The 16390-nt window shown below is 50.6% G+C and carries 16 protein-coding genes and 2 tRNA genes; 11 read left to right on the top strand and 7 right to left on the bottom strand.

Going from position 1 to position 16390, the window contains the following annotated elements; translation table 11 throughout:
- Positions 1 to 141 precede the first annotated feature (141 nt).
- Positions 142 to 279, bottom strand: coding sequence for a DUF3149 domain-containing protein (locus BUQ98_RS07215; protein WP_074213150.1), 138 nt, complete (start codon positions 277 to 279; stop codon positions 142 to 144).
- A 308-nt stretch (positions 280 to 587) separates the two neighbouring features.
- Here BUQ98_RS07215 and BUQ98_RS07210 point away from each other — a divergent pair.
- Positions 588 to 664: transfer RNA gene (locus tag BUQ98_RS07210), tRNA-Pro, on the top strand.
- A 53-nt stretch (positions 665 to 717) separates the two neighbouring features.
- Positions 718 to 794, top strand: a tRNA-Pro gene (locus BUQ98_RS07205).
- A 126-nt stretch (positions 795 to 920) separates the two neighbouring features.
- On the opposite strand, the gene BUQ98_RS07200 is transcribed toward BUQ98_RS07205, so the two are convergent.
- Positions 921 to 1358 (bottom strand): DUF411 domain-containing protein, encoded by a 438-nt coding sequence (locus BUQ98_RS07200; protein ID WP_074213149.1) that lies wholly within the window; start codon positions 1356 to 1358, stop codon positions 921 to 923.
- 12 nt (positions 1359 to 1370) lie between these two features.
- A complete protein-coding gene (locus tag BUQ98_RS07195) occupies positions 1371 to 4175 on the bottom strand; it encodes a cation transporter (RefSeq protein WP_074213148.1) in 2805 nt (934 codons plus the stop codon).
- Positions 4176 to 4278: 103 nt separating this feature from the next.
- Here BUQ98_RS07195 and cueR point away from each other — a divergent pair, with 103 nt between their 5' ends.
- Complete coding sequence (gene cueR, locus BUQ98_RS07190; RefSeq protein ID WP_074213147.1) at positions 4279 to 4740, top strand: Cu(I)-responsive transcriptional regulator; 462 nt, start codon at positions 4279 to 4281, stop codon at positions 4738 to 4740.
- A gap of 4 nt (positions 4741 to 4744) precedes the next feature.
- Here the strand turns inward: cueR and BUQ98_RS07185 are convergent, their stop codons facing one another.
- From BUQ98_RS07185 to tesA, 3 genes are all read right to left on the bottom strand, one after another.
- On the bottom strand, positions 4745 to 5599 hold the full coding sequence (locus BUQ98_RS07185) for a co-chaperone YbbN (protein ID WP_074213146.1): 855 nt from the start codon (positions 5597 to 5599) through the stop codon (positions 4745 to 4747).
- Positions 5600 to 6026: 427 nt separating this feature from the next.
- Complete coding sequence (locus BUQ98_RS07180) at positions 6027 to 6854, bottom strand: SDR family oxidoreductase (protein ID WP_074213620.1); 828 nt, start codon at positions 6852 to 6854, stop codon at positions 6027 to 6029.
- Between the two features lie 29 nt (positions 6855 to 6883).
- Positions 6884 to 7498, bottom strand: a complete 615-nt coding sequence (gene tesA / locus BUQ98_RS07175) for a multifunctional acyl-CoA thioesterase I/protease I/lysophospholipase L1 (protein WP_074213145.1) — start codon at positions 7496 to 7498, stop codon at positions 6884 to 6886.
- On the opposite strand from tesA, the gene BUQ98_RS07170 reads away from it, so the two are divergent.
- Positions 7497 to 8183, top strand: a complete 687-nt coding sequence (locus BUQ98_RS07170; RefSeq protein ID WP_074213144.1) for an ABC transporter ATP-binding protein — start codon at positions 7497 to 7499, stop codon at positions 8181 to 8183. The two genes, tesA and BUQ98_RS07170, sit on opposite strands and share 2 nt — an antisense overlap.
- Positions 8173 to 10614, top strand: a complete 2442-nt coding sequence (locus BUQ98_RS07165; protein WP_074213143.1) for an ABC transporter permease — start codon at positions 8173 to 8175, stop codon at positions 10612 to 10614. Before BUQ98_RS07170 ends, BUQ98_RS07165 begins: the two co-directional genes overlap by 11 nt.
- A 129-nt stretch (positions 10615 to 10743) precedes the next feature.
- Here BUQ98_RS07165 and BUQ98_RS07160 read toward each other — a convergent pair whose 3' ends face one another.
- Complete coding sequence (locus BUQ98_RS07160; protein ID WP_074213142.1) at positions 10744 to 11640, bottom strand: TIGR01777 family oxidoreductase; 897 nt, start codon at positions 11638 to 11640, stop codon at positions 10744 to 10746.
- A 226-nt stretch (positions 11641 to 11866) separates the two neighbouring features.
- Here BUQ98_RS07160 and BUQ98_RS07155 point away from each other — a divergent pair, with 226 nt between their 5' ends.
- The 6 genes from BUQ98_RS07155 (at position 11867) to BUQ98_RS07130 (ending at position 16364) form a co-directional block, all read left to right on the top strand.
- Positions 11867 to 12592 (top strand): DUF1538 domain-containing protein, encoded by a 726-nt coding sequence (locus tag BUQ98_RS07155; RefSeq protein WP_074213141.1) that lies wholly within the window; start codon positions 11867 to 11869, stop codon positions 12590 to 12592.
- Entirely contained in the window at positions 12589 to 13371 is a 783-nt protein-coding gene (locus tag BUQ98_RS07150; RefSeq protein WP_074213140.1) for a DUF1538 domain-containing protein, read from the top strand. The genes BUQ98_RS07155 and BUQ98_RS07150 overlap by 4 nt, the downstream gene beginning before the upstream one ends.
- Before the next feature lie 9 nt (positions 13372 to 13380).
- Positions 13381 to 13731, top strand: a complete 351-nt coding sequence (locus BUQ98_RS07145) for a P-II family nitrogen regulator (RefSeq protein WP_069587355.1) — start codon at positions 13381 to 13383, stop codon at positions 13729 to 13731.
- Complete coding sequence (locus BUQ98_RS07140; protein ID WP_074213139.1) at positions 13728 to 14150, top strand: CBS domain-containing protein; 423 nt, start codon at positions 13728 to 13730, stop codon at positions 14148 to 14150. Before BUQ98_RS07145 ends, BUQ98_RS07140 begins: the two co-directional genes overlap by 4 nt.
- Positions 14151 to 14440: 290 nt before the next feature.
- On the top strand, positions 14441 to 15016 hold the full coding sequence (locus BUQ98_RS07135; RefSeq protein WP_074213138.1) for an SLATT domain-containing protein: 576 nt from the start codon (positions 14441 to 14443) through the stop codon (positions 15014 to 15016).
- A complete protein-coding gene (locus BUQ98_RS07130) occupies positions 15009 to 16364 on the top strand; it encodes an RNA-directed DNA polymerase (RefSeq protein ID WP_074213137.1) in 1356 nt (451 codons plus the stop codon). The genes BUQ98_RS07135 and BUQ98_RS07130 overlap by 8 nt, the downstream gene beginning before the upstream one ends.
- Positions 16365 to 16390 lie beyond the last annotated feature (26 nt).

The following is a 16390-nucleotide window of genomic DNA, read 5'->3' as shown; positions in this document are numbered from 1 at the left end:
ACAGTGCCATGTGCGTCGTGGAGTCATTTTGAGACAGTATAAACGAAAATAAAAAAAGAAACCTAGAGCTACACTCTGTGACCAACCATGTGGCTCTAGGTTAAGCAAATGCGCTTAAAGATAGGTAGGCAATAAAACAGGTTATTGAGGTTTGGAAGTCATCACTTTGTAGATAAAATAGCCGCCGAAAAAGCTGAACAGGCCAAATGTACAGATGATGACAATCATGGATGACAAGCCCACGGCGTTGCCGAAAAGTAGATCAAGCCAAAAGTCCATAGTCTGTACCCTCGTGTCCGTTAATGTAGGATCAGGATGCCAATAGGAAGTGGATTGAATACTGATCAGGATCAAGAGAAGTGGTGAACAATTTATCAACATTTGTTAACAACGATCTGATCACAAACTGCGCGCAACTGATGCGACTTTCACCGTTTAAAGCGGTTGAGTGAAAAAATACGCGGCTAGGGCTTGAGGTTTCGCGATGCTTGAGTATGATAGGCGACCTCAGCAGGTAGGATGCACTTAAACGCAGACTAGACTGCTTGACAAGTTTGCTACGTATTCGTAAAACTTGTTAGAGATGTCGGTGAATAGCGCAGTTTGGTAGCGCATCTGGTTTGGGACCAGAGGGTCGGGGGTTCGAATCCCTCTTCACCGACCACTATTTTAAAGCCCAGTAATCCAAACTTACTTGGCTGACGTAAAAAGCATTAACGGTGAATAGCGCAGTTTGGTAGCGCATCTGGTTTGGGACCAGAGGGTCGGGGGTTCGAATCCCTCTTCACCGACCACTATTCGGGTAGTGGAGAGCGCATTTAGTCGGGGTCCGGAAGCCGGTCCAATCGAATCCCTCTTCACCGACCAACTTAAAACCCCAGCCTTTTGGCTGGGGTTTTGTCGTTATAGTGGCAGGGTGTTTATGGTTTTGGGTAATGCTTGAAGGCTTGCGTGTTGCCTGCGTCATCAAACGCCATCACTGTGTAGGGCTGGTGACGGTCGCCATATTCCATGCCTGGCGAGCCGATTGGCATGCCGGCTACCGCCAGCCCTTCTAATCCAGTATTGGTAGCGAGTAGCTTTTTCACCTCTTTGGCTGGCACATGCCCTTCAATCACATAGCCGTTAATGCGAGCAGTATGACATGACTGCATATCGGCAGGTACGCCCATCTCTTGCTTGATGGACGCTATATCATCATGTGGCTTGACCTCTAGCTCAAAACCGGCTTGCTCCATATGCTCAACCCAATCGTCGCAACAGCCACAGCTGGGCGATTTATACACCACGCCGCTCGCGGCCATCGCTGAGGCACTCATCAGACCCACGGTTGCTGCAAGTAGTTGTAAACGCTTCATTATCGCTCCTTGTTATGTGTCGTTTGATTTTATTTTGAAAAAACGTAGTCGATTGGCGTTGGTGACAACCGTAATCGAAGACAGCGCCATCGCGCCCCCTGCAATCACCGGGCTGAGCAACATGCCAGTGAAGGGATAAAGGATGCCGGCCGCGACTGGGATCCCTAAGGTGTTATAAATAAAGGCCCCAAAGAGGTTCTGCTTCATATTGCGCACGGCGGCTTGAGACAAAGCAATCGCGTTGGCCAATGCCCCTAGGTGCTGGTGCATCAAGGTGATTTGCGCACTTTCTATGGCAATATCACTGCCACTGCCCATGGCGACACCCACATCGGCTTGTGCGAGTGCAGGGGCATCGTTAATGCCATCGCCGACCATCGCCACACGCTTGCCTTGCTGTTGCAGGTGTTGAATTTGTTCCGATTTACCATCGGGTAGCACCCCAGCAATCACATGATCAATGCCTAGCTGACGACCAATGGCATTGGCGGTATCAGGATGGTCACCAGAGAGCATGATCACTTCGAGCCCTTGCGATTGCAGGTTGGCAACCGCCTCAATGGCATCGTCACGAATAGGATCACTGACACCAATCAGCGCTTGGACACTGTCTGCATTGGCAAGATAGATGGCGGTCTCGCCACGCTGAGTCATGGCGTCGATATCGCTTTGATGGGAGGCAGTCTCGATCCCTTGTGCGTCCATCCACGCTTGGTTGCCAATGAAGTAGCGCGTCCCATCGATCTGTGCCTGGATCCCTTTGCCAGATTCGCTGTTAAAGTCGTTTGATGTTGGCAGTGAGAGATCCTGTGCCTTGGCATAATTAACAATAGCCTGCGCCAGCGGATGCTCAGAATGCTGCTCTAGCGAGGCGGCGATTGCTATCAAACGCTCTTGGTCGCCGTTAATCGCTTTTACATGGGTCACTTCGGGTTGGCCGCGTGTCAATGTTCCGGTTTTATCAAACACCAGGGTGTGGATTTTGGCAGCGGTTTGCAGCGCATCCGCATCACGGATTAACACCCCCAATTCGGCGGCGCGACCGACGGCAGCGGTCACAGAGAGTGGCGTGGCCAAGCCCAGTGCGCACGGACAAGCGATGATCAATACCGTGGTGGCGGTGACTAGCATATAGCTGACCGATGGCTCAGGGCCGACAACATACCAGATAGCTGCCGTGATCAGCGCAATAGCCACCACGATGGGCACAAACACTGCGGAAATGCGGTCGGCAAGCTTGGCCAGCTCGGGTTTACTGCTTTGTGCTTCGCGCACTAAATCGATAATGCGCGCTAGCATGGTATCGCTACCGACGCCGGTCGCTTTAAAGGTTAAGCCACCTTTTTGGTTCACGGTCCCGGCATGAAGCGTGTCTCCCGCTGTTTTGTGAACAGGCACAGGCTCACCGGTCAGCATGGATTCGTCGATATAGCTGCTGCCATCAACCACTTCGCCATCAACCGGTACCTTAGCGCCAGGTTTAACTCGCAGTGTCATTCCCTGTTTCACTTCATCAAGCGGACGCTCTATTTCTTTTCCGTTTTCAATGATTAAGGCTGTGGGTGGCTGCAAATCAAGCAGCTGGTCAAGGGCTTTAGAGGTATTGGCACGTGCGCGCGCTTCAATCGCATGGCCCAAGCTAATCAAACCAATGATCATCGCTGAGGCTTCAAAATAAACATGCCGTGCTTGCTCGGGGAACAAAGCCGGAGCAAGCACCACGGCGGTAGAATACAGCCATGCTGCACCCGTCCCGAGTGCCACCAAGGTATCCATGGTGGCACGTTTGTGCTTCAGTGCTTGCCAGGCATTGGCAAAGAAGTGACGGCCACCGGTTGCAAGGAGCAAGAGGGTCACTACCGCAATGGCACCCCACGCCCACTGATCCTGAGCAGACTGAATGGTCATGCTGCCACCAAATACGCCCCAAGCCATCAGCGGTGCACCGAGGCCTAAGCCGGCAATGGTACTGCGTTTAAAGCTCTTTAACTCGGCAGCTTGCTGGTGTTGCTGGCGTTCGCGGCGATCATTATCATCTTCGACTTTTTCAGCGCCATAACCGGCGTTTTGTACCGCGTGGACTATACGCTCTGGTGAGGCATGCCCTTTGACGATCGCGCTACGCTCGGCCAAATTCACATTCACACTCGCGACACCATCGACACCACGAATCGCGTTTTCAACACTACTCACACAACTGGCACAAGTCATCCCAGACAACACGTATTGCTGACGCGTCGTTTTGCTTGTCGACTCTGCTTGGGTTGGCTCTGTACGGGTTGATTGAACCGAGTCATCGACGGATGATGGGGTAGCCTCTGAGGCCCATAACGTGGTGTTATTGGTGTCCGCCTCTGAAGATGATTCAGTGTCAGTGCTTATGGCTTCATCATTGTCAGACGCGAGTGTGGCTTGATAACCAAGTTGATCGATAATGTTGATTACGGCACCGGCGCTCAAGCTGGTGTGCACGTGAGCCTCAGTTTTACTCACTGTGTGTGAAAACACCGTGGGCTGTGCATTTAGCGTCTCTTCCACTTTAGCCACGCAGCGGCCGCAGTTTAGCCCGATCAAGGTGAAGTGATGATGGTCGCCGACCTGATAGCCGAGCGCTTCAATCGCGGAGACGGCCTGGCGCAGTGGGTACTCAGTGCTTTCCCCCAGTATTTCTAGCGAGACTGACTGGGTATCAATATCCTCAATGCGCACCCCGTCGATATCCTCAAGCGCTTTGGTCACTTTTTTCACACACCCTTGGCAGCTTAAGCCGCTGAGCGGCAGAGTGTAATAGGTGATGTTAGTATCAGTCGTGGTCATTGCCTCTCCTTACCACCAGACATGCTTCGATGTTGGCGATTGTCGCAATTTCAGTTAGGCTAAACTGTAAACCTTATAGCTACTGGAAGGTCAAGCGAGCAAAATGAAAATTCAACAAGTGGCAGAGAAAACCGGTTTAACCACTAAAACCATTCGTTTTTATGAGCAGAAAGGGCTGATCACCCCGCCACACCGTGCCGAGAATGGTTACCGAGATTATCGAGAGCAACATGTCAGTGAGTTGCAAATGATTCGCCGTGCGCGGCTGGTAGGTTTTACCTTGGAAGAAAGTGCCGGCTTGTTGGCGTTATCGCGCGATCCGTCTTTACGCAGTGCGGATGTCAAAGCACGTGCGGAGAGTAAACTTGTTGAAATTGATGAGAAAATTGCAGAGTTAGCGGCGATGAAAACCACCCTGCACGCCTTAACTCAAGCGTGTCCGGGCGATGGTGACGCGCAGTGCCCGATTATCGAAGCACTACGCGGTGACAGTGAGCTAGGCGATTTAGACGCCGATGCCTCAAGCTGCTGCTCGTCGGTCGCAGCATCGTCACTTGTCAATTAAAGGATCAGTAAAGTAGCGAATAAAGCTGGCGACGGTAGCGTGAGGCGATTTCATTGCCTTGGCCGAGTGCGGCTAGAATATCCATTAACGTCTTTTTGGCATCGCCGTCGGCATAGTTCATGTCTCGACGTATAATGCCCATGAGCAACTCAAGCGCATCTTCACTGCGATTGATTTGATTAAACTGTATAGCGAGTTCATACGCCACGTTGGCATCATCTGGGTTTTCTTCCAATGCAGACTGCAGGCGACGAATTTCAGGTGCATCGGCCGCTTGATGGTGCAATTCAATTTTAGCGATCAGTCCTTTGTAGGTCGCGTCCTGATCTTGCATCAGCACGGTGTCCAGTAGGGCCTGTGCCGCGTCAAATTGATGGGTTTCGACCAAGCACTCAGCGACTGCCAATTTATACTCACCTTTATCTCCGTGGCTGGTTTCCAGAGGCTTTAAAATCACCAAAGCATCGGTGTAGTTGCCTTCGGCCATGAGCTGGCGCGCTTGCTCAAAGGCCTGATCTTCCGGGCTCGGCAGGTGCTTATTCAGCATCTCACGTACGGTGTCTTCGTTTTGTGGGCCAGCTAAACCATCAACGGGCTGGCCATCTTTAAATAAGGCGAGGGTCGGCAGGGCTCGTACGCCAAATTGGGAAGCAATTAATTGTTGGGCTTCACAGTCAATAGTGGCGAGTGTAAAGGTGCCATGACTGTCGTAGGCGATTTGTTCCACGATAGTTTTCAGCTCCACGCTTTCAGGCATCATATTGGCCCAAAAGTACACCAGCACAGGCGCGTGTGATGATGACTCTAAAATTTGCTGAAAGTTATGCTCAGTTAATTCGACGATGTAATTTGCGTTCATCATGGATCCTGACGAAATGGATTTGCCATTAAGAGTGGGGGCAAACGCTTAGAAATTCAAGCAACTGGCCTGCTAATTGCGCGTGAAGCTGAAGGGAATGGGGGAAAACGAAAAAGCCACCTAAATGGTGGCTTATTTCGTTGGTCTGCAAGCGAAGTCATCAATGATGACAAGTGCGGGTTACAACACGAGCACCACGCACAAAGCGACGCTCAAGCAGAGCCAGTTCAGTTGATGCAAGGTCATCAGCTGGCTCCTTTTATTTTGTTATTGTCAGTATTGTTTCGATCTCGCAGGACAAAGAGCGACCACTTATTACAAGTCGAGCGTTTCCCACCAGTGCAACCAAGATTACATCGCGTCTATGACAAAAGTATGACAAATGCGACAGCAACCACGCTTTTTTAGCGATTTTTTTGCTGTTGCATCAACCGCCTTTGAGCAATACCCGATCCAGCCAACGGCTGGGTAACACGCGTTTTAGAACCGCCATCCACACCGTGGGCTGAGTGACCCGATAACGTATCTTGGGACGAGGCGAGAACAAGGCATGCGTCAGTGGTGCAACGAGCGCGTCGGCGGGCAGGGTATATTTGTTGCCGCCCTCATCCGCCGCAAGGCGGTCAAGTTGGGCTTGGTAGGCCTGTTGATGACGGCTTTTATTAGGGTCTACCCAATGTTTAAAGGCGCTGAGTGCATTGGCACGAAACGCGGTTTCAATCGGGCCGGGCTCAATCAAGCTCACCTTAATCGGCGTGTCGCTGAGCTCTAAGCGCAGGGTGTCGGTCCAGCCTTCGAGGGCAAATTTGCTGGCGTTATACGCGCCGCGGTATTTCAATGCCACGATACCCAGCACCGAGCTGTTTTGCACAATGCGTCCCTCGCCGTAATTCAGCAGCATCGGCAACAAGGCTTGGGTTAAATGGTGCCAGCCAAATACATTGGTCTCAAACTGGGCGCGTAAGGCGTCGGTGGGCAAATCTTCCAGCGCGCCGGGTTGGCCGTAAGCGCCGTTATTAAACAGCGCAAAGAGTTTGCCGCCCGTCATTTGCTCGACGGTTCCGACCGCTTGGTTGATGCTGGCCGTGTCTGACACATCTAACTGAATACAAGTTAGGCCTTCTTGCTGTAAACGGCTGACATCGTCAGCCTTTCGGCAACTGGCGATCACCGTGTGTCCTTGCTCATGCAAGGCTTTGGCGCAGGCATAGCCGATGCCGGTAGAACAGCCGGTGATTAAAATGGCGTTATTCAGCGGTGAGGCAGTGTCCATAAGATCCTCATTCATGATTCGGTTGCGTCAGACAAATAAGGCGTGAGCTTTTCCGCCATAAAATCAGCAATCCAAGGTTGTGCGGCCGGCATCGGGTGAATGCCATCATCACGCATCCATTCAGGCTTTTGGATCACAGTCTCCATAAAAAAGGGCAGCAAGGGGGTTTGTGTTTGCTCTGCCAGTGTAGGATAAATATCAGCAAATCCTTGTGCATAGCGCTGACCATAATTAGGTGGGATTTGGATTTGTACCAACAAAGGCGTGGCATCGGCGGCGCGGGTTTGAGTGATCAATTGCTTAAGGTTGTCTCGTATACGATTAAATGGCCAACCGCGTAGGCCATCGTTGCCGCCGAGTTCAATCAGCACCCATTCGGGCTGGTGGCGCTCTAATAACTGAGGCAGACGCTGCAGGCCATTGGCGGTGGTATCGCCGGAAATGCTGGCGTTAATCACCTCAACCTCGACATCATGGTCGTTGAGCGCGCGCGGTAGCTTAGCAGGCCAGGCTTGTTCAGCCGCCATTTGGTAGCCAGCGCTTAAGCTGTCACCAAGGACAAGGAGCGTTTGTGCACTGGCACTGCTCACCCACAAAAAACACAACAAAGTAAGGATGCGTAACATGGCCTCTCCTGTTATTCGAGCCGAAAAAATTGCAAAACATGTCGTGACACGCGAACAGCCGCTTACCATTCTGCAGGATGTCTCGCTACAAATCGAGGCAGGCGAGTCGATTGCATTAATGGGCGTGTCCGGCGCAGGAAAATCCACCTTAATGACTTTGCTTGCAGGATTAGATACGCCCAGTGAAGGCGAGGTCGATCTGCTTGGCCACAAGCTTTCCACCTTGGATGAAGATGCGCGCGCGGCGCTGCGTGCTGAATCGGTGGGGTTTGTGTTCCAAAGTTTTTTACTGGTGCCCTCACTGAACGCGCTTGAGAACGTGATGCTGCCGCTGACCATTCGCGGTGAGGAAGAAGATGAAACCCGCGCCAAGCAACTGCTGGCCTCGGTGGGCTTGCAAGGGCGCGAAAGCCACTTGCCGTCGCAACTCTCTGGCGGGGAGCAACAACGAGTAGCCTTGGCGCGTGCATTTATTATTCGCCCGCACGTGCTGTTTGCCGATGAGCCGACTGGCAATCTCGATCAAAAAACCGCGGCGACCATCATCGACTTACTGTTTGAGCTGAACGAAAAGCATGGCACCACCTTGGTGTTGGTCACCCACGATCCGGCGCTGGCAAAGCGTTGTCAGCGTACTTTGATGATGGACAGCGGCAAACTACAGGAGCGAGTGAATGGCGAGTAAGAACGGACTACTCAACCGCTGGGCGTGGCGCGAACTGTTACACGGGCAAATTTGGCCAGTGGCGGTGGCGCTGGCGCTGATCATCACCTGTGTGTTTGCGCTGTCGGCATTGGCCGACCGCATTGAAAACGTGCTCACCCAGCAAGGGCGCAATCTGATTGCTGCCGATACCGTATTGCGCACTCGCCAGCCGCTTAACACCGAACAAATTGATGCGTTTAAACAAGCCGGCGCCACGGTATCTGCACAAACCCGCTTTGGCACCATGGCGTTCAGCGAGCAAAAAATGCAGCTGGTCAGCGTAAAAGCGGTGGATAGCCTTTATCCGCTGCGTGGCGACTTAGTGCTGGAGCAAAACGGCCAAGCGATTGGCGGTGACCGACGCATTCAACCCGGTGAGCTATGGCTGTCTGAGCGGGTGTTCAGTTTGCTGAGCGTCAAACCCGGTGACACCGTCTCGATTGGTAATCTCGATCTGAACGTCAGCGGCACATTGGCCGCTGAGCCGGAGCTGTCGTTTAACCCCTTTAGCCAAATGCCGGCGGTGATGATGCATCGCGATGATGTGCCGGCTGCGGGCGTGGTGCGTGAAGGCAGCCGGGTGCGTTATCGCTACTTTTTAACCGGTGACGAGCCCAGCTTAAGTGCAGCCAAAGCCAGCTACACGCTGCAAGATGGCGAGCGCTGGGTGGATGAAAACACCTCCGATCGCACCGGCGATATGCTGGATCGCAGCCGTCAGTACTTGTCATTAACCGTGGTGCTGGTGATTGTGATGGCCGCGGCGACGTTAACCTTAACTTGTCAGCACTATGCCAAAAGCCGTGCGGACTTGGTGGCGATGCTAAAAAGCCTCGGCGCTAGCCAGCAATGGGTGCGGCGCTGGTTGGCACGGCAGTTAACCTTATTGTTTGTCCTTGCCACCACCGTGGGCTTGGCCGCCGGTTATACGCTTGAAGTGCTCTTGCGCTTGCCGCTGACCGATGTGCTGCCCTCGCCATTACCAAGCTATGGCTGGGTGCCTTGGGTACTCGCGCCCGGTGTCGCGCTGTTGGTGGCGCTGCCTGCCTTGGGTGTGCCGCTGCTGAAACTGCTGGATGCGCCCGCGTTGGCCGCCGTGCAATCGCAGGCTGCCATCGGACGTCGCCGTCGTGGCACCGCGGCTGTTTTGATTGCGATACCGGTGGGGGCGCTTGCGCTGTGGGCGTTTGACAACACCTTGCTATGGACAGTGCTGGGGGCGATGGCGGTGATGATCGTCTTGCTAGCGCTGGCAGGGTTAGGCCTGCTCCGGTTGGTGAAATCACGGGTGCGTGCGCCGTCGGTCAAGCTCGCCTTAAGCCGAATTACCCGCAACAAACTGGCTAGCAGCGTGCAGTTAGGGGCGCTGGCGATCTCCTTTATGCTCTTGGCGATTATCTGGCTGCTGCGCACCGATTTGCTTGCCGATTGGGGACGGATGCTGCCGCCCGATGCGCCTAATGTGTTTGCGCTGAATATCGCCCCGAGTGAGCAGCAAGACTATGTGAGTGAACTCGACGAAGCCAGCCTAATGCGCTCCGATGCCTACCCCATCGTGCGTGGCCGGCTGGTGGGCAAAAACGGTGAGCGTTATCAGCTCCCAACCGACGAGGCCGAGCGCGATGAAGCGGATGAGGCCTTGCGCCGCGAGCTTAATTTTACCTGGCGTGACAGCTTGCCGTCGCACAACGAGGTGATTGCCGGAGACTGGCCAACCGAGAATGGCGTGTCGGTAGAGGCCGACATTGCCGAGCGTTTGGAGATTGAGATTGGCGATAGCCTGACCTTTAGCGTGACCGGCCAAGACTTTACCGCCACGGTGAACTCGATTCGTGAAGTCGAGTGGCGCAATATGCGGCCTAACTTCTACTTTATTTTCGACCGCGAGACGCTCGCCGACAAACCGGCCAACTGGCTGGTGAGCTTCAGGCTCGATGAATCACAAACGCCGCTGCTCAATCGCTTAGCACGGGAGTATCCGACCGTCACGCTGCTTGATTTGCGCACCATGAGCAGCCGTATTCAGTCGATTTTGCGTCAAATTGGCTTGTCGCTCTCGGTATTGGCGGGGCTGGCGGTGATCAGCGGCTTGCTGCTGCTACTGACTTTGCTGCGTATCAGCCTGAGCGAACGCCAGCAGGAGATAAACCTCTATCGCACCTTGGGCGCCAGCCGCACCCGTATTCAACGCACCTTGTGGAGCGAATACGGTGTGATGGCCTTCGTATCGGGCTTAATGGCAGTGCTCGGCGCAGAAGCGGCGATGGTTGGCCTGCTGAAATGGGGCTTTGAAATGGAGGTACGCCTGCATCCTGAGCTCTGGGCGGTGTTGCCGGTGTTGGCGGTGGCGCTGGTGTTTGTCACTGTCGCCTCGATGCTGCGTAAACTGATTGACCCGCAACGGCGTTAACAGGGGGCGGTAAGCCTTCTCGTTTCAAACATAGCAAAGCGGGTATCAAGAGAATTGATACCCGCTTTTTTGTGTACAACGTCTAGCAAAATCTGGCTAGCAACACGCTGGCGGGAAAGGAAAGGGCCGCTATTTAAAAAGTGACTGCATGGCTTCTTCCACCTTGGGGTACTGGAACTGAAAGCCCGCATCCTCTAACGCATGGGGCAGGGCACGTTGACTATCCAGTAGGAGCTGAGAGGCTTCCCCCATCATGGCTTTAATCGCCACTGTAGGAACAAAGAACACATGCGGACGCTTTAACGCATGGGCGAGTGCTTGGCTAAATTGCTTGTTAGTGGCCGGCTCTGGCGCGGTGCAATTAAACGGCCCTTTGAGCTCAGGGGTAGTGAGCAGGTGGATAATCGCGCCGACCATATCATCAATATGGATCCACGGCATATACTGCTGCCCCTTACCAATCGGGCCGCCCAGCCCAAGCTTATACGGCAGCATCATCCGCTTTAGTGCGCCGCCGTCAGCGCTTAACACCACGCCAGTGCGCAGCAAGCAGACGCGTGTTTCTTGCGACGCGCCCTTAAGGGCAATTTTTTCCCAGTGATGACACACATGTTGCGGAAAGTCATCGGCATGCACCATCAAGGTTTCATCAAAGCTGCGGTCTTGCTGATCGCCGTAGTAACCCACTGCCGAGCCGCTAATAAAGGTGTGAGGTGGGGTGCTGCTGGCATGAATTTTCTCGACCAGCTTTTCGGTTAACCCCCAGCGGCTGGTGCAGATAATCCCTTTTTGCTGCTCACTCCAGCGTTTATCGGCAATCGGCTCGCCTGCTAGGTTAATAACTGCATCAATATCATTCAGGTGAGGGAGATCATCAAGCCGTTCTAACGGCGTGACCTTATCGCCAAAGCACTGGGTGACCTTTTGCTTGGAACGCGATAACACCGTGATTTGATGCTCGGTCAGCAAGCGCGGAATTAGCGCCTGACCAATCAGGCCAGTGCCGCCAGTGATTAAGAGTTTCATGCCTGATGTCCTAACGTCGGGTAAAGGGTGATATAGGTAACGCTAAGAGGGTTTTAGACTTAGCGCAAGTGATTGCTTTGTATCCTGTTACGTACCGCAACCAAAATCGGTTTGATCGCGCAGTTTTCTCTTCTGCCCCTCGCACGCCAAAGTGGGAGTGCTAACATAAATAGGCACATAAAAGGTGTGTTTTTCATTTTATTACGCAGGGAGTCATGTCGCCTACATGCAAGCGTTATTCAAATCATTGCTAGGAAGCTTTCGCGATCTGTTACCCATCATCCTAGTGATTGGCTTTTTTCAAGTGATTGTTCTGCAACAACCGCTGCCCAATTGGATTTCAATTACCTTTGGGTTGGTGCTGGTGGTCGTGGGGCTGACCTTATTTGTATACGGCTTAGACATGGGGCTATTTCCGATTGGCGAATCGATGGCGCACTCCCTTGCCCATAAAGGTAGCTTAGGCTGGTTGATTGCGTTCGCGTTTTTGCTCGGCTTTGGCACCACCATTGCCGAACCCGCACTCACCGCGGTGGCGGCAGAGGCGGCAGATGTCGCCGCCAATGGCGGGATGATACACACCAGCGAAGCGGCCAAAGACAACTATGCCAACGGCTTGCGGCTGACGGTGGCGCTCTCGGTCGGCTTTGCGATTGTGCTGGGTGTGGTGCGAATCATGAAAGGTTGGCCGATTCATCGTTTAATCATTGGCGGCTACTTGCTGGTGGTGGCAATGACTATGGTCGCACCGCCGAGTATTATCGGCATCGCCTACGACTCGGGTGGGGTAACCACCTCCACGATTACAGTGCCATTGGTCACCGCGCTCGGGGTGGGGCTGGCAACCGTGATCAAAGGGCGTAATCCTATGGTGGATGGCTTTGGCTTGATTGCCTTTGCCTCTCTGTCACCGATGATCTTCGTGATGGCCTACGGCATGGTGGTGGCATGAACAATCCACTCACCCTGTTTCTCGACACCTTTTTCTCCACCGTGCGCGATGTGATCCCGATTATCGCGATCATCTTTGGCTTTCAGCTGTTTGTATTGCGCAAAGCGCTTAACAATCCCAAACGGATCTTTCTCGGCTTTTTCTATGTCATTCTCGGCTTAAGCCTGTTTTTAATGGGGCTAGAGCTGGCGCTGTTCCCACTGGGATCGTCGATGGCCGAGCAGCTGACCGCTCCCGATTTTGTCGGCGCAGCGCTCAAAGCAGGCGGCGAGATCGACTGGCAAGCCTATTACTGGGTGTATCTGTTTGCCGCAGCGATAGGTTTTAGCACCACAGTGGCTGAGCCCTCATTGATCGCTGTGGCCATTAAAGCCGCCAAAGTCTCGGGCGGGGCGATCCGGGTAAACGGTTTACGCGCCTCGGTGGCGCTCGGCGTGTCGATGGGGATTGCCTTGGGGTGCTACCGCATTGTGGTGGGCGATTCGCTCCATTATTACATCATCACCGGCTATGTGGTGGTGGTGATCCAAACCTATTTTGCCCCGCCGTTTATCGTGCCTTTGGCCTATGATTCTGGAGGGGTGACCACCTCAACCGTGACCGTGCCTTTGGTGACGGCGCTGGGGTTGGGGCTAGCCTCTACCGTACCGGGAAGAAACCCGATGCTTGACGGGTTTGGCTTAATTGCGTTTGCCAGTTTGTTTCCGATGATCACCGTGATGGGCTATGCCCAAATCACAGCCTATTTACAGAAAAAGCACGCACAGCGTTCATCGTAAGGAGAGCCTATGCGGTTCAAATTAATCATGGCGTTTATTGAAGATGCCAAAACTGATGCGGTGCTCGACGCCGCCAGACAGGCCGGTGCCACCGGCGCGACCATTATTAACAACGCGCGTGGCGAAGGCTTGGTGAAAAAGAAAACCTTTTTAGGGCTGACGCTGGATGTGCAGCGAGACGTGGCCATCTTCCTGGTGGAAGAGCACTTATCACGCGCCATACTCGAAACCATTAATGACGTGGGCGAGTTTGATGCCACCTCCGGCAGTGGCATCGCGGTGCAAATTGATGTGGAAGATGCCGTGGGCGTGGCCCACCAAATGCGAGAATTAACCGAAGTGGTGAAGGACGAGTTATGAAACAACATAAAACGGTAAGAGATGTGATGCATGCCAATGCCGTGTGTATTGATGGGCTCACCACGGTCGAAGAAGCGATCCGCATTGCGCGCGAACAAGAAGTGAAAGCGATTATCGTCAATAAACGCGATGAGCATGATGAATTCGGCATTGTGTTAATGAACGACATTGCCAAAAAAGTGCTCGCCAAAAACCGCGCGCCATCACGGGTGAATGTTTATGAAATTATGACCAAACCCGCGCTCAGCGTCTCTCCCAATATGAATGTGAAATACTGCGCCCGTTTATTCGAACGCTTCGGCATTAGCCGCGCCCCCGTGATCGAAAACGGCCAAGTCCTCGGCATGGTCAGTTATAACCTGATCGTGATCTACGGCATGCTCGCCGAAGAAGTGGAGAGTCAGCATAGGAAGGATTAGGGGGGAGGATATGAACTTCCACTGTATTTATTGATTTACGTTTGTTTAAAAAATCCATAGTCACTCACGTTTACTTTTTCAATTGTATGGACTTTTTACAGCTGCTAGTATTTATTCTAGCTCCGCTGGTGTGTGACTGAATAAGCCTCCCTTAGATAGAGTGGAGGTGGCTCTAATCAAGAGGCGATTCTATCGCTTACTGTCATGAAGGTGGCAGTAGCCTCAAGTAAAGACTTAGAGGCGTTAACGGTCTCAAAGTTTTCCCAGCGGAGCTCTTTTAGGAGGAGTAAATGAATAAAGATAATGTTTGGTGGACAAGGAAATGTTGGATAAAAGCAGAAGAGCGTCTACTTAAACATGCCCGATATTCAGATTTTTTTATGTTCTGGTACTCCCTTTTGGGAGTCGCCTCTTCCATAATATTTATTGGTGAAAAGCAACCTGAGATAATATCTAAGGTTTTTGTCTGCTTCTCAGTTTTTGTTTTTGGCTTCTCGTTATTCAGCTCCTTAGGACGTTTTAGAGAAAGAGCTAATAGTTTTAAAGCTGGATATATTGAGTTGCAACGAATATATATGATCTTGAATTCAAAAAAGAAATGTAAAAGTGAAAGGATGGATGATGAACATTTTAAAAATTATACGAAAGTATTGGACTCTTGTGAAAATCATACTTCACTGGACTTTTTGAGAGCAAAAGTTGATGTTTATCAGAATTCTGTAGAAAAATCAAGCCTTACCATAATACCATGTGGGAAAGACTTTTTTATATACTATTTTCTTATATTTTGGGACTTTTTTCTTCCTGTTTTCCTTTTTGTTTTTCCTGTTTTAAACCTCATTTTTTTTATGAACTATTATGACTAGCCAATCTATATCTAATACTTTCACTTTAGAAAACCTAAGACGTATATATATTGATAGCTTTAGCCAAACAAAGGTCACAGGGGTAGATAATATTTTACCCAAGCATTTTTCTAGAAATCAGAATGAAGAACTATCAAGGATTGTAAGCAAAGTCTATTTTGAAGAGTATAAATTCACTAGGTATAAAGAGAAGCTTATATTAAAAGGAGCAAATAAACTTCCTAGGCAGATTGCAATACCTACGCTAAGAGATAGAATTACTCTTAAGACTCTGCAGGGTTACCTTCATAGGAGATTATCTGATAGGTTGAGTATGAAAGTTCCGCAGCAGGTAACTAGAGAGGTTAAATTAGCCATTAACTCTGAAAAATATGAGAAAGTTATTAAAATAGATATAAAGGATTTCTATCCTAGCATAGATCACTCTATTCTTGAGGAAAAGCTAAAAGTATTAGGTATTGAAAAAGAGGCAATAACTTTAATAGAAAGTGCAGTAAAAAATGGTTTTAAAAAGAAATCTTTAAATGAATGTGGCATCCCTCAAGGGTTGTCGATATCAAACATTCTTGCTGAAATATACTTTTTAGAACTAGACGAAAGCTTTAAAGGTAGGCCTTTTTTCTACAAGAGATATGTCGATGATGTTCTAATATTTTGTAGTAGCTCCAGTTCTGAAGCTATATACAAAGAGTTCAAAGATAAAGTGGAAAGCATAAACTTATCTATTCATGAAAAAAATAATTCTGATGGTAAAACTGAAGTTAAAAGTATTCTTAATGAGTTTTCTTATCTAGGATACCTATATAATTGTGATGTAAAAACAAAGGAAGTTAATAAAAAAGAGAAAACTAATATTTCTGTTAGGGGTTCGAGCCGAAAAAGATTTCAAGACTCGATTGCCTCTATTTTTACTCTGTACGCAAATGCTGGAAAGAAAAAATCTAAGGCTCTACTTTTTTGGAAATTAAACCTAAGAATCACAGGGTGTATATCTAATGGAAAGAGAAAAGGTTGGCTTTTTTTCTTTTCAGAAATGAATGATATGCCTATGCTCTTTGAAATGGATAATATGATAAAAAATCTTTGTGCTAGACATCGAGTTGAATATAAGGGGGTGAAAAAGCTTACTCGTGCTATTCATGTTATAAAACATGAAAAGTGGGAGAGCAGTTACTTTCCCAATTTCGATGAATATAATTATAAAAGCATGAGAGAGGTTGTAGCTTATGATAGAGGAACTAGACCTCATAAGGTGAAACTTACAGATCAAGATCTTAAAAGTGCGTTCTGGTCGATTATTAATCGTGAGGTAAGAGCGATGGAAACAGATATCACGTCATTTTCTTAGGGTTTATAAACCATTACAAGTTTGTT

It is taken from the genome of Salinivibrio sp. ES.052, from assembly GCF_900141775.1.
Classification (GTDB): Bacteria; Pseudomonadota; Gammaproteobacteria; order Enterobacterales; family Vibrionaceae; genus Salinivibrio.
This window is presented reverse-complemented; position numbering and strand designations above follow the sequence as displayed.

Bases quoted from the DNA above. Each gene is read 5' to 3' on its own strand.
- BUQ98_RS07145 (WP_069587355.1), top strand. From the start codon at position 13,381: ATGCGGTTCAAATTAATCATGGCGTTTATTGAAGATGCCAAAACTGAT.
- BUQ98_RS07140 (WP_074213139.1), top strand. From the start codon at position 13,728: ATGAAACAACATAAAACGGTAAGAGATGTGATGCATGCCAATGCCGTG.
- BUQ98_RS07155 (WP_074213141.1), top strand. From the start codon at position 11,867: ATGCAAGCGTTATTCAAATCATTGCTAGGAAGCTTTCGCGATCTGTTA.
- BUQ98_RS07200 (WP_074213149.1), bottom strand. From the start codon at position 1,358: ATGAAGCGTTTACAACTACTTGCAGCAACCGTGGGTCTGATGAGTGCC.
- BUQ98_RS07165 (WP_074213143.1), top strand. From the start codon at position 8,173: ATGGCGAGTAAGAACGGACTACTCAACCGCTGGGCGTGGCGCGAACTG.
- BUQ98_RS07150 (WP_074213140.1), top strand. From the start codon at position 12,589: ATGAACAATCCACTCACCCTGTTTCTCGACACCTTTTTCTCCACCGTG.
- tesA (WP_074213145.1), bottom strand. From the start codon at position 7,498: ATGTTACGCATCCTTACTTTGTTGTGTTTTTTGTGGGTGAGCAGTGCC.
- BUQ98_RS07135 (WP_074213138.1), top strand. From the start codon at position 14,441: ATGAATAAAGATAATGTTTGGTGGACAAGGAAATGTTGGATAAAAGCA.
- BUQ98_RS07215 (WP_074213150.1), bottom strand. From the start codon at position 279: ATGGACTTTTGGCTTGATCTACTTTTCGGCAACGCCGTGGGCTTGTCA.
- BUQ98_RS07195 (WP_074213148.1), bottom strand. From the start codon at position 4,175: ATGACCACGACTGATACTAACATCACCTATTACACTCTGCCGCTCAGC.
- cueR (WP_074213147.1), top strand. From the start codon at position 4,279: ATGAAAATTCAACAAGTGGCAGAGAAAACCGGTTTAACCACTAAAACC.
- BUQ98_RS07160 (WP_074213142.1), bottom strand. From the start codon at position 11,640: ATGAAACTCTTAATCACTGGCGGCACTGGCCTGATTGGTCAGGCGCTA.
- BUQ98_RS07170 (WP_074213144.1), top strand. From the start codon at position 7,497: ATGGCCTCTCCTGTTATTCGAGCCGAAAAAATTGCAAAACATGTCGTG.
- BUQ98_RS07185 (WP_074213146.1), bottom strand. From the start codon at position 5,599: ATGAACGCAAATTACATCGTCGAATTAACTGAGCATAACTTTCAGCAA.
- BUQ98_RS07130 (WP_074213137.1), top strand. From the start codon at position 15,009: ATGACTAGCCAATCTATATCTAATACTTTCACTTTAGAAAACCTAAGA.